Annotated in this window: 12 protein-coding genes; 6 read left to right on the forward strand and 6 right to left on the reverse strand. The window is 34.3% G+C overall.

Going from position 1 to position 13446, the window contains the following annotated elements; all coding sequences use genetic code 11:
• Positions 1–5 precede the first annotated feature (5 nt).
• Positions 6–737, forward strand: coding sequence for a DUF6348 family protein (locus ACQ654_RS13850; protein WP_430410933.1), 732 nt, complete (start codon positions 6–8; stop codon positions 735–737).
• A gap of 226 nt (positions 738–963) precedes the next feature.
• Here ACQ654_RS13850 and ACQ654_RS13855 read toward each other — a convergent pair whose 3' ends face one another.
• Positions 964–1173 carry a hypothetical protein gene (locus ACQ654_RS13855; RefSeq protein ID WP_430410934.1) on the reverse strand — a complete coding sequence of 70 codons (210 nt, stop codon included), beginning with the start codon at positions 1171–1173 and terminating at the stop codon, positions 964–966.
• 95 nt (positions 1174–1268) lie between these two features.
• On the reverse strand, positions 1269–3395 hold the full coding sequence (locus tag ACQ654_RS13860; RefSeq protein ID WP_430410935.1) for a Tex family protein: 2127 nt from the start codon (positions 3393–3395) through the stop codon (positions 1269–1271).
• Positions 3396–3658: 263 nt separating this feature from the next.
• On the opposite strand from ACQ654_RS13860, the gene ACQ654_RS13865 reads away from it, so the two are divergent.
• From ACQ654_RS13865 to ACQ654_RS13885, 5 genes are read left to right on the forward strand one after another with little or no spacing between them, the layout of a single operon-like run.
• Positions 3659–5407, forward strand: a complete 1749-nt coding sequence (locus tag ACQ654_RS13865) for a hypothetical protein (protein ID WP_430410936.1) — start codon at positions 3659–3661, stop codon at positions 5405–5407.
• Between the two features lie 21 nt (positions 5408–5428).
• Positions 5429–6025, forward strand: coding sequence for a DUF6705 family protein (locus ACQ654_RS13870; protein WP_430410937.1), 597 nt, complete (start codon positions 5429–5431; stop codon positions 6023–6025).
• A 2-nt stretch (positions 6026–6027) separates the two neighbouring features.
• Entirely contained in the window at positions 6028–6627 is a 600-nt protein-coding gene (locus ACQ654_RS13875) for a DUF6705 family protein (protein WP_430410938.1), read from the forward strand.
• Between the two features lie 2 nt (positions 6628–6629).
• Positions 6630–7229 carry a DUF6705 family protein gene (locus ACQ654_RS13880; RefSeq protein WP_430410939.1) on the forward strand — a complete coding sequence of 200 codons (600 nt, stop codon included), beginning with the start codon at positions 6630–6632 and terminating at the stop codon, positions 7227–7229.
• Positions 7230–7246: 17 nt separating this feature from the next.
• Entirely contained in the window at positions 7247–7846 is a 600-nt protein-coding gene (locus ACQ654_RS13885; protein ID WP_430410940.1) for a DUF6705 family protein, read from the forward strand.
• A 371-nt stretch (positions 7847–8217) separates the two neighbouring features.
• On the opposite strand, the gene ACQ654_RS13890 is transcribed toward ACQ654_RS13885, so the two are convergent.
• The 4 genes from ACQ654_RS13890 to ACQ654_RS13905 form a co-directional block, all read right to left on the reverse strand.
• A complete protein-coding gene (locus ACQ654_RS13890) occupies positions 8218–9204 on the reverse strand; it encodes a DUF4837 family protein (RefSeq protein WP_430410941.1) in 987 nt (328 codons plus the stop codon).
• A gap of 28 nt (positions 9205–9232) precedes the next feature.
• Complete coding sequence (locus ACQ654_RS13895) at positions 9233–10885, reverse strand: LysM peptidoglycan-binding domain-containing protein (protein ID WP_430410942.1); 1653 nt, start codon at positions 10883–10885, stop codon at positions 9233–9235.
• A gap of 159 nt (positions 10886–11044) precedes the next feature.
• A complete protein-coding gene (locus ACQ654_RS13900; protein WP_430410943.1) occupies positions 11045–12232 on the reverse strand; it encodes a phosphoglycerate kinase in 1188 nt (395 codons plus the stop codon).
• A 19-nt stretch (positions 12233–12251) separates the two neighbouring features.
• A complete protein-coding gene (locus ACQ654_RS13905) occupies positions 12252–13301 on the reverse strand; it encodes a DUF2652 domain-containing protein (RefSeq protein WP_430410944.1) in 1050 nt (349 codons plus the stop codon).
• Positions 13302–13446 lie beyond the last annotated feature (145 nt).

The raw sequence follows: 13446 nt of genomic DNA on the forward strand, positions 1-13446 counted from the left end.
GCCGTATGGGATTTTTTGACTTTTTAAAACCAAAGAAGAAAAAACAAGAAGAAGAGGAAATTGACATGAATACGTTTCTGTTGCAGGCGCTAAAAAAATATTTAGAAACCTTAGGACATACGACAGAGTTTTCCACAAAATATGCTGCAATTGAAGTAGATTCAGAATTTGAAATTGCCACCGCAATTATGCCTGGCGATTTTCATCCATTGATGCTTCCTGCTCTTATAATTACCATTCATCCGACCTATTTCCCTAACGGAATTGTTACCAATTTAACAGGTATTGGCGATTCTCCACCAGAAAAAGTTTCTTCCTTAATTGATGATTATATCACCAATATTTTCAACACATTTAAAGAAAGTTTTAAAGAAACACACGACGAAGCGCTTGATTTTTCTACCCTTCGTGATGGAAAAGAAATTTTATGGCATCCAAACATGAGCGAAAATGCTTTTCAAGGAACGTGGGAAGAAACTAAAAGAGATACAAGTTTGTTTGATTTGATAAAAAACAACTTGAAAAACGCGCCACTTGATCATAAATTTAACGCGCTAAAACTTTATATTGGAAGACAACCAACAGGCGAAATTTCCATAGAATGTTCGCTTAACAGTGAACAATGGGAAGAAGGTTTTTTGGTGTTAGAAGCATATGCAAAATCATGGAAAGATATTGGCGAATTCAAAGGTCAAAAACAATTTATCATGCTTAGAAGTTGTGATAAGTTTGATTAATTTTAGTTTGAAAAATAAATGAAGCATCTGATATTGTGCTGTTCTTGGTGGAAATTTACAAACCTGAGTTCAAAATAATTAGTATTCAAATTTAAAGTGTATCTCCTAGGAATAGTATCGTTTTTTGATCTTGAATGCACGTTAATTATCAAAATATATTGTTGAAAAAGAAAAAGATTAACGAACCGAAATTCGTTAACCTTTTATTAATTAATCTCCGTCAAAATTATCCTGTTGGTCCATCACAGTAGGCAGTTTTCTCTGGTGCCTGCTGTTCACAATTGCAAGTCTCGGTAGGAAGTATGCAATAACATGCTGATTCACATGTAATCGCAGACGCACATGCATGATCTGAAAGTCGGTACGTTCCTCCAATCAAAAAATTACTAATGATCACTTTTTTAAGTGTTAACGAATTTGAATTTCCTTTTTTCATATTATAAACGGTTTTAGTTATCAGAAATCGTTTTGACTTCTTTGTATAGCTATAACCTTTAGAAATTTAAACCGTGACATTGTAGTTTTCAAAAATTAATCAATCATAGACAATTGAATTCGTTTTCTACTTTCGTCAACCTCAACAACGGTAACTGTTACGTGTTGATGTAATTTTACCACCGAATTGACATCACTGATAAATTCGTTTGCCAATTTTGAAATATGAACCAAACCACTTTCTTTGATTCCGATATCGACAAAACAGCCGAAGTTGGTAATATTATTGACAATTCCGGGTAACGACATACCTACTTTTACATCTGAAATCTTTTTTACATGCTTGTCAAATTCAAAGAGTTTTGCCGCTTTTCGCGGATCAACACCAGGTTTTTCCAATTCTTTTATAATGTCTGAAAGCGTAGGCAATCCGATAGTTTCTGTACAATAGTTTTCAAGTTTGATGTTGCTTAAAATAGCTTTATTCCCTATTAATTCATCAACCGAAATCTTTGCATCTTTTGCCATTTTTTCTACAATATGATAACTTTCTGGATGTACGGTAGAATTATCCAACGGATGTTTGGCATCAGTAATTCGTAAAAAAGCGGCGGCTTGTTGAAATGCTTTTGGACCCAAACGAGGTACATTTTTTAAGCTTGAACGTGAATCAATTTTTCCGTTTTCGGTTCTAAACTTTACTACATTTTCTGCCAAATTTGCGCCAATTCCAGACACATAACTTAGCAATGCGCTACTTGCGGTATTTACATTTACACCAACCGCGTTTACACAACTCATCACAACCGTATCGAGTTCTTCTTTTAGTTTTGTTTGATCAACATCGTGCTGATATTGTCCAACACCAATGGCTTTCGGATCAATCTTAACGAGCTCCGCTAACGGATCTGTCAAACGTCTTCCAATAGAAACCGCACCACGAACCGTTACATCGTAATTTGGAAACTCAGCACGTGCAATTTTTGATGCAGAATACACAGATGCGCCTGCTTCATTTACGATAAACACTTGCAAATCGCGATCAAATTGAATCTTTTTAATAAAGAATTCTGTTTCGCGCGAAGCCGTTCCGTTTCCGATAGCAATGGCTTGAATTTTATACGCGTTTACCAATGATTTTATCTTTTTACCTGCTTCTGAAATTTTTCGCTGTGGCGGATGCGGATAAATATTTTCATTGTGTAACAAATCACCTTTTTCATCCAAACATACCACTTTACAACCCGATTTAAAACCAGGATCGAGCGCTAACACACGTTTTTGACCTAATGGCGCGCCCAATAATAATTGCTTTAAATTGTCTGCAAAAACTGAAATTGCCGTTCCGTCTGCTTTGGCTTTGGCTTCGTTCATGACTTCATTTACAATTGCAGGCGACAACAAACGTTTGTACGCATCTTCAATAGCTGTGAATACTTGATCTGTACACGATTTTACGTCTGTTTTAATAATTAAACCGTCAATCATGTCTAGTGCTTCTTCTTTGGCAACAGCAACTTTTACTTTAATGAAACCTTCATTTTCGGCACGCAACATCGCCAATAATCGATGTGAAGGTGTTTTGTGAAGCAATTCGCTCCAATCGAAATACTGGGTGTATTTCTGCGCGCTATCGTCTTCTTTTTTCGTTTTGACTACTTTGGTTGCAATCGTTGCTTTCCGTTGGTAAAGACGTCTTATTTTGTTTCTGACGTATTCGTTTTCGTTAATCCATTCCGCAATAATGTGTCGTGCGCCTTCTAATGCTTTTTCAGTAGAAGCAACTTCTCCTTTTACAAAACGATTTGCGGCGTAGTTTACATCTTCATGTTGTTGTTTCATGATAATTTTTGCCAATGGTTCTAACCCGTTTTCTTTAGCAATAGAAGCTTTTGTTTTACGTTTTTTCTTATAGGGTAAATAAATATCTTCTAACGTTAGTACCGTTTTTGCTTGCGCAATTTTTTCCTGTAATTGTGGCGTGAGTGCATCTTGTTCTGTAATTGCTTTCAGAATGGCTTCTCGTCGTTTTTCTAGTTCTTCGTAAGCAGTTTTTAGTTTTACTATTTGACCAATTTGAACTTCATCTAAGTTTCCTGTCATTTCTTTTCGATAACGTGAAATAAATGGAATTGTACACTCTTCATTCAGTAATTGAATTGTTTTGAGAATACTTTTTTCAGGGATTGAAACGTGTGATTGTATGTATTGAAGTTCGGTCATGAAGGTGTTCTTTGAATTAAAAATTGAAGGATTCAATGATTGAAATAACAATCTTTTTTTAAAGTTGCAATTTAGTATTTTTTGTGTTGAAGTGACACTTTTTTACAAAGCTATATACGAATACAAGAACTGTAGACAAAAGTCGATTTTAATGAATATTGTCGTCATTTTGCAGAAATCCGTAAGAATATGCGATTTTTTTATTGTATGTTTACGAAAAATCATGTCATTTATTAAAGAATTTACGCTATACGCTATCTTTCATGTCAAAATATATTGGTAAAAATACTCTGCTTTTTATACAACTACTTGCAATTGTCTTGATACTATTTAATTGTGAGCAAGATGATGTAGCGAAACCAGATGAAATTGTAGTTTTCATTCCAAAAAACGAATTGTGCATACAAATAAAAACGGGCAATGCGGTTTCTAAAGAAATGATTACCTATTTGCACCATAAAACAAATAACTCGCTTCATGTAAGCTATGATAAAACGGGTGTCTCACTTCAAAAAAACAATAACACTGCCGAAAATGCAACCTTTGGTACCATCAATACCGATTCAGAAATTGTAGTCATAAACGAGCATAACACAAAACATACGTTTAAGGTTGACAACGTTAGCCAATATGACAATGTCATTGTGAATATTATAGTAGTGGAAACAGCAACTCTTACGTATGAATATTTTATTAAGTACACATTTGAAGGAAGTATTCCGTATGATTATACAACTAATACGTTAACTGTATCTCGATTTACAGGAACAATAGAAACCTTTACCAGTGAAGGCAATCTTACAGGTTCTATGGATATAGAAGATGGAGATGTAATACAAGTGAATGGTCAAACGAGTCCGTGCCCAGATGAAGTAACGCCAACGGATACAACTCCTCCTAACACAAATGATACAGACGGTTCCTCTAACAGTGCAGGAATTCCTGGAGAAGGTGGCAATAGCAATACTACTACTAACGGCAATCAAAATGGTACAAACGACGCAAGTGATGGCGGTGGTTGGATACAAGGTGATGGACCGTGCGGACTTAACTATACGTATATATGTTCTAATGGATACGGCGGCAATCATGATCCTACGACGATTAATAGTGCTGGAGATTTGTGTAGCGGTACTAACAATGGTGCTGGTATTTTAACCGTGCGAGATTGCAACGGAAATGTATTGGCTAGAAATAACTCCGCGCCAAACCCAGAAGGTAGTGACACCATTAACAACCCATGTGCAGGAATTGTTGGCGTACTTGTTAGTGTAGAAGAAGCGCACCAACAAAATTGTGATGAACTCAAAAAATTAACAGATAATGCTACGTATGCAAAACCTGCAAATACCAAATATACTGATGATGCTATAAGAGATTTAAAATTAACTCTTGATGATGAAGGTGAATTTGGTTATTCACTTAAAAAAAATTCTGCAGGAAATACCTATGCTGTAAATGCTGATAGACAAGGAGATAAAGTAGTCTATGCGCAACATCCTAACGTGTTTGGAGGTTTACATACACATCCAGATGATGATAAAAAATTTCCGATGTTTTCTGAAAAAGATGTAAAGGCATTATTAGATTTTACCCAGCTTTACAATAGTGGCACTCCTGTAGAACCTTCTTTATTTGTTCATGTAATTGTAACCTATCAATTTACATATGCCATCAAAATTGAGGATTTAAGTAAATTACAACAATTAACTGCAATCTTTGCAGATGAAGGAGATATTAATGAAGATGATAGAGATGAATTCAAAGAATTTAAAGACGCTTATAACACTCTGTTTGACAGTACTTATGATAATAATGGCGATTTCAAAGGTTCAAAGACATTTCAAAAAGCCTTTTTACGGTTTATTACCGAAGAATATGATTTAGGTGTATCTTTATACAAACTAAAAGAGCCTACTACAAGTACTGAAAAACCCGAATGGTTAAAACTTTCATTGGAAGGTACAGGAGATGATAGTATCGTAAAAGAAGAAAATCCATGTCCAGAATAATAAAACAATAAAATATAGATCATGAAATACATAACAACTATTTTACTACTGATATTTACGATCAGTTGCAAAGCACAGAACCCTGTAGTGGGACTTACACAAAAAAAAGGAAGTATTCCAGAGGGTATTTATTATAAAGATATTGATGGCGATTTGGATAAATATGTTGGGACTTGGATATATGCCAATGGAACTACTTCGTTTACCATTACGTTTCGGAAAGTGATTCAATATTATAATGGAAAATGGTATGCAGACAAACTTGTTGGCGATTACAAATATGTAAAAAATGGCGTAGTAATCATGGATTACCTTCACAGAATTAATGACCCAACTGTTAATGATGTACAGCACTATATCGACGGAAATAGAATTATTTATCCCTACCAAGATGTTGATTGTGACGGTTGTACCCATATGGAACGTCGTATTGATTTATTTTTTGATGATCCTGAAAGAAGACATTTAGATTTTGCCTTTGTCATCCGTTATTTAAATATTAATAATGTAGAAAAAATACAAGCTAATCTTAGAGTAACCGATATAGGAACTGTGCCTCCAAATGCTCCTCTTGATACTAGAATTCCATATGGGAACTACACATTAATTAAACAATAACCATGCGGTATTTTGTCATCATAGTTGTTGTTTTTTGTATGAGTTTTAGTTGCAAAGCACAGAACCCTGTAGTAGGGCTTACACAAAAAAAAGGAAGTATTCCTGACAATATTTATTATAAAGATATTGATGGCGATTTGGATAAATATGTTGGGACTTGGATATATGCCAATGAAACTACTTCGTTTACCATTACGTTTCGGAAAGTGATTCAATCTTTTAATGGTAAATGGTATGACGATTTATTAGTTGGAGACTATAAATATGTGAAAAATGGTGTGGTTGTGATGGATTATTTAAGCAGAATTAATGACCTTACTGTAAATAATGGGCAACATTATATTTATGGAAATCGGATTATTTATCCCTACCAAGATGTTGATTGTGACGGTTGTACCCATATGGAACGCCGTATTGATTTATTTTTTGATGATCCTGAAAGAAGACATTTAGATTTTGCCTTAGTCATCCGTTATTTAAATATTAATAATGTAGAAAAAATACAAGCTAATCTTAGAGTAACCGATATAGGAACTGTGCCTCCAAATGCTCCTCTTGATACTAGAATTCCATATGGGAACTACACATTAATTAAACAATAACCATGCGGTATTTTGTCATCATAGTTGTTGTTTTTTGTATGAGTTTTAGTTGCAAAGCGCAGAACCCTGTAGTGGGGCTTACACAAAAAAAAGGAAGTATTCCTGATGGTATTTATTATAAAGATATTGATGGAGATTTGGATAAATATGTTGGGACATGGAAATATACCAATGGCACAACATCTTTTACAATTACCTTTCGGAAAGTGATTCAATCCTTTAATGGTAAATGGTATGACGATTTATTAGTAGGGGATTATAAGTATGTAAAAAATGGTGTTGTTATAATGGATTATTTAAACAGAGTAAATGATCCAACTGTAAATAATGGGCAACATTATATTTATGGAAATCGGATTATTTATCCCTACCAAGATGTTGATTGTGACGGTTGTACCCATATGGAAAGGCGTTTTGAACTCTTTTTTTCAGATCCTGAGCAAAGGTATTTATCACAAGCGATGATTGTAAGACATATAATTGTCAACAATATTCAAAAAATACAAGTCAACTTAAGACTTGAAGATTTACGACTTGCTCCCGAAGGAACCAATTTAGAACCTAGAGTTCCGTTTGGAAATTATACATTAGTGAAACAATAACGATATTGATGTGTAGCATGAAATATATAATAATACTTGCACTATTCATAATAACTATAAATTGCAAAGCACAAGATCCAATAGTTGGGCTACATGAAACTAGAACTTACGGAATTCCTAACGGCATTTACTATAAAGATATTGATGGCGATTTGGATAAGTATGTAGGTACTTGGAAATATACCAATGGAACTACGTCACTCACCATTACGTTTCGGAAAATACTCCAGTATTACAATGGAAAATGGTATGCGGATAAACTTATAGGTGATTATAAATATATACAAAATGGTGTGGTTATCATGAATTATTTAAGTAGAATGAACGATCCGACTGTTAATAATGCACAGCACTATATAAAAGGCAATAGAATTATTTATCCATTTCAAGTTGTAGATTGTGATAATTGTAGTCATATGGAAAGGCGGATAGAGCTATATTTTTCTGATCCATTAAGAAAATATTTGTCACAAGGGTTAGTAATACGGCATATTAATGCTAATGGAACAGAAAAAATACAAGCAAATATACGTTTAGAAGATTTACGACTTGCTCCCGAAGGAACCAATTTAGAACCTAGAATTCCGTTCGGAAATTATACATTAATTAAACAGTAGTTAAAGCCTTTTTACTTATCATATAAAACATTATCAACTTGTTTTAAGTATATTTTAGTGAAAGCTTTTATGAGATCTTGTTTTTCAACAGGATTAGTTCAACTGACAATTTTGAATCCGTCTTATAGATTTTTCAAAATTGAGTTTCACTAAAAAAAGCACAGAAATTTAGAAAACTTCTGTGCTTTTGTCGGTTTTAATGTATGTGTTATACCAATTTACACATAAAGTAGTGTTTATAAACTCGTTCATTTGGCAATCTAGTTCCTTGCGAATACTTTCCGTAGCTAAGGCTATGCAAAGCATTCACGGCGTCCTATACTGACAAAGCAACTTCGTATCCAAAACATAATTTTAAATCTAAATTGGTATTATTCTTTGATTTTTAACGATTTTAGAATGGCTTCTATTTCAAACATAAAGTCTCTTTTATCTTCCGATGGTGCAAAAGTTAAACCTTCTACTACAACCAATCGATCGTGTTGTTTGTCCTCTACAATGTAGTTGATAAATGGTCCTGCCATATGAAAGTTTTTCATTTCCCACATTCCTTTAGTTTCCAAAGCAGATTTGTTGTCTACAATGGCATCATATACGTAAGGAGCATAAGCCTTTTCAGTAATCATGTGCATTTTTTTAGGATCTCTTCCTGGCACATAAGCTTTTCCAATAGAATCGCGCATGGCAATAATGGCATCAACAGTCGTGTCGTCTTTTGGAATGCTTCCAAATGGCAATGTATATGCTATAATATTCATAGTTCCTTTTGGAACTTCACGTTCAAACCATACAAAGTTTTCTTCATTTTTTACCATTTTGTAGGCAGATGGAATATTTAGCGAAAACCCAAACGTTTCTTCTAGTGTTGTATCTCTACTTAATGAACCTTGAATGAATTTTTGCTTAGAACGCAATTCGTTTAACTTTAATGTCGTAACAGATTCTTTCTCGTTATTTTTAAGTTGAGAAATAATTTCATCATCCGTTCCCGTAACATAGACTATTTTTTGTGGCCTAGCATATATGTTTTCCTTAATTTTGAATTGTTTTTTGTCTGACGATTTCACAAAAAGAACACTTCTACATTTCGTAAGTATTCCGTCAAATACTTGCGGATTAATCTGTTTTAGTGAAAATAATGGTTCTTCCATTGGCAAACCATCTGTTGGTGCGGCGTAGATACTTCTAATGCTGTCGCCAACTTTTCCTTGCCATAATTCGTCATCTACAACAACCGTAAGTAAGTTTACTTTTCCGTAGGACTCTGGTAAAAACTGTGCTGCATTTTCACTATTTTTCCTGTCTTCGCAAGAAGTGAATAGTGCCAAAGCAATGATGAATACGTATAATTTTTTCACGAGGTATTATTTTTATGAGTTCTTTTTATTATTTAGAAACCTGCAAGGTCATTCCAGGTTTTAGTTTATTACCACTAATATCATTCCATTTTTTAATATTCGTCACAGAAACTCCTGGAAATTTTTGTGCTATGCTCCACAAAGAGTCGCCAGACTTAACAACATAGGTTTTTCCATTTTTTGTATTTTTTTTCTTCTTGTTCGACTTTTTAGCGGTAAATCCAGGTTTTTTAGGATAAACCGTTAAGCGTTGTCCAATTCGTAGTTTATTAGATCGGAGTCCATTCCAACGTTTTAAGTCGCTAACACGTACACCAAAACGTCGTGCAATTTTCCCCAAATAATCACCATTTCTAACACGATAGCGTGTCCGTTTGTCCATTTCAAATAATTGTGGCAATGGTTTTTCGCGTTTTGCTAATTCTTCTTTCGCTAAGGCGTAAATGGCATCTTCGTTGTTTACAAATTTTCCAACTTCTTGTATCGGCAAACGCAAGGTATAATTTCTTCCTTTTACATTTGGAATAATGTCTAATTTGTATGAAGGATTGAAAAATTGTAAGTCTTCTACTTTTACATTTAACACTTCAGATATTTGATCAAATGTAAGTATTTCTTTTACACGAATCGTATCCGTTGCAAAATGTGGAACTTCTATTTTTTCTACCTGAAAACCGTGTTCATCCGCATATTCAAAAATGTACATCGTTGCTAAAAATGCTGGCAAATATCCTGCGGTTTCACGTGGTAAGTTTTTACGAATATTCCAGTAGTTTTCGTATCCACCAGAACGTCTAATGGCTTTGGAAACGTTTCCAGGTCCTGAATTGTAGGCGGCCAACGCTAAATCCCAATCGCCAAAAATTCTGTATAAACTGGCTAAATATTTACACGCCGCTATTGTTGATTTTTCAGGATCGCTACGTTCGTCAACATAGGAACTTACATTTAAATCGTATTCTTTTCCAGTTCTGTACATAAATTGCCATAAACCTGTTGCACCAACGCGCGAACGAGCTCTTGGATTTAAAGCAGATTCTACAATGGCTAAGTATTTTACTTCTAATGGAATATCGTAGTTATCAAGTTCTTGTTCAAACATTGGAAAGTAGTATTGACTTACTTTCATTAAACGTTCCATTGATTTTTTTCTTCGTTTTAAAAATCTACGAATGACACTTTCTAGTGAAGGATTGTATGCTATGTTGAATGGTGTTTTTGCGTTGAGTCGTTCCAAACGTGCTTTTAGCGTATCTGTTGGTAATTCTTGATACACAACAGGATCGTATTTTAGCTCTGTAATTTCTTTATGAATGGTATCAAATAATTCTGCTCCACCAAGTTCGCGCAACCACAGACTATCAATTTTAGCGGCAAATTTGTTGTCTTGTAGCTCGTATTTTTCTTCAATTCTTGACAACTCTTTTCTTCCATCAAGCATCATAGATACACTGTCTATTTCAGGAAGAATATCATTTGTATCACGTTTGATTTCGTTTTTGGTATCAACATAAATCGTATCAATCATCACCGTTTTTTTACCATCTAAAATAATGGTGTCTTTGATGATTTTGAACGTAGGTTTTGGCGTTTCTTTTACTTTTTCGAGCTTTTTATTAGCTACTTGTGCATGTCCGATAAGCGCAATGCATAGAAAAAGTATGGAAAATAGGTATTTCATCTACTGTGAATATTTTAGCGTTTTATACAATGTTTGTATGTATAGAAACGTGATTGGTGCTAAATTCGTGTTTTTTCTTCGAATTTTGAAATTCTTGCAAATGAAAAAAGCCTAATTATTAGAATTAGACTTTTTCAAAATATCGTTTTATTTTATTTTTTATGCTAAAATCGCCGCAATTCCAGGCAATGTTTTTCCTTCTAAACTTTCTAACATGGCGCCTCCACCTGTACTTACGTAGCTTACTTTTGGTTCAAAACCAAATTGTTTTACAGCCGCTACAGAATCGCCACCACCAACAAGTGAAAATGCTCCATTTTTGGTTGCCTCCGCAATGGCATCACCCAAAGCGATGGTTCCTTTTGCAAAGTTTGGCATTTCAAAAACACCTAAGGGTCCGTTCCAAAGTATAGTTTTTGATTGTGCAATAACAGCCGCAAATTTGGCTTGTGTAGCTGGTCCGGCATCTAAGCCCATCCAACCATCTGGGATTTTAGTTACATCTATTATTTTTGTTGTTGCATCATTGGCAAATGCATCTGCAATTACAGAATCTACAGGTAAGTGAATGGTCACATTTTTAGCTTCGGCTTGCTTCATTATTTCTTTTGCCAATTCTAATTTGTCATCTTCTACCAAAGAATTCCCAATGCTTCCACCTTGTGCTTTGATGAACGTAAATGTCATTCCGCCACCAATAATTAGGTGATCTATTTTGTCTAAAATATTATCTATTATTGTAATTTTTGAAGATACTTTTGCACCTCCCAAAACTGCTGTAACTGGCTTTTCACCTGTTTGCATTACTTTGGTAATACTTTCTATTTCTTTCGCCAGTAACAAACCAAAACATTTTTTGTCTGTAAAGTTCTGCGCAATTACTGCTGTAGATGCGTGCGCTCTGTGAGCCGTTCCGAAAGCGTCATTTACATAAATATCTCCCAATTTGGCAAGTTGCGCCGCAAATGCTTCATCACCGCTTTTTTCTTCTTCGTGAAAACGTAAATTTTCGAGTAATAATACTTCTCCTTCTTCTAAACCTGCAACTGCTTTTTCAGCTTCCTCACCAACACAATTTCCTGCAAATTTTACTTGTACACCAATTATTTGTGAAACTTTTTCGATGATGTGACGTAATGAATATTCTTCTTGAAATCCTTTTGGTCTTCCTAAATGCGACATTAATACGCAACTTCCACCATCTTCTAGTATTTTGATGATTGTTGGTTTTGCGGCACGAATTCGCGTATCATCTGTTACTTCAAATTGATCGTTTAATGGTACATTAAAATCGACACGAATGAGTGCTTTTTTATCTTTAAAGTTAAAATCATTGAGCGTTTTCACTTTTCTTGGTTTTTTCGGGTTATTGATGTGTTTTAAATCCTGAATCAGCAAGCAATATAAGTTCTTTTATGATTTTGGGAATGACTTTTTGGAAGTTTTTTTTCATGAACGGTTTTATTAAAATTCCAAACGGTTTAAAATCGACAAATACTTCTATTTGAAGGTTTGTTTTTTCAGCATTTACAGCTTCTAGTACAAAGTAGATATTCAGTTTTTTAACCATTGGTATTTTGGTCGCCGATTCGCCATAAACCAATTGTGTTTCTTTTGCTTTTTTCGTCACTGTCGTCGGATTGTAAGTCGTTTTATTGATTAAACATTTGTGTTTTTCTCCTAAACGATTCACCCTATTTTTTTCATATTCAACTTTCGATATGCGTTTGTCCCATAATAATCGATGATCAAAGTTACTAATCACTTCATAGAGTTCTAAAATAGGCATATTGATCACCGCTTCTTCACTGTATAGGTTGTGTTTGGGAACATTATCAGGAATTGGTGAAATTTCAGGAAGTTCTGTTTTGTAATTTCCCAACGCTTCGAATGCATATGTTATAGTTCCGAAATCATAGTCTGACTGCAGTTGATTTTCTGTGGTCATGTGTACTTCTTCTGTAAATAAAACATATTCTGAAATAGGCACTTCATTTTTAAGCAAACGATGCACTTTTATAACATTGCTTCCATAGGGTTTGTTGGTGTCTTTGATTGATATAAATTCAATTTCACCGTGGTGAATGATAAATTTTAAGCAGAGATTGTATACCGATGAACACGCGCCACAATGACAAATTTTCTCGTACTCATACCGCTTTAAGTATGTGTGAAAAGCCAAATACATGCGCTTGACTTGTTCTCGAATTTGCTTGATGTTTGTTGTCGCTTCCATTTTATAGAAAAATAACGCATCACCTTCAATTTCAGCCAATTGCAAACCTGTAGTATTATTATCAATCAATAATTCTAAGAGTTCTGAAATAATATGACGACTGTGCTGAATTGCCGTATGCTGCACAAATTCGGTAAAACCAGAGATGTCAGGAATAAAAAGTAATGCTTTTTCCGCCATATTGTGTGTGTTTTGGTTCGATATCTTGTAAAGATAAAGGATTTATAAGCTTTGTCGTAATTATTGACAATTCCTTGGAAAAGTAATGCACGTTTTCATTTTTTATTGTTTAAAAGTATCTCAACAACGATCAATGTGACAGAAT

The organism is Kordia sp. (genome assembly GCF_965283645.1).
Classification (GTDB): Bacteria; Bacteroidota; Bacteroidia; order Flavobacteriales; family Flavobacteriaceae; genus Kordia.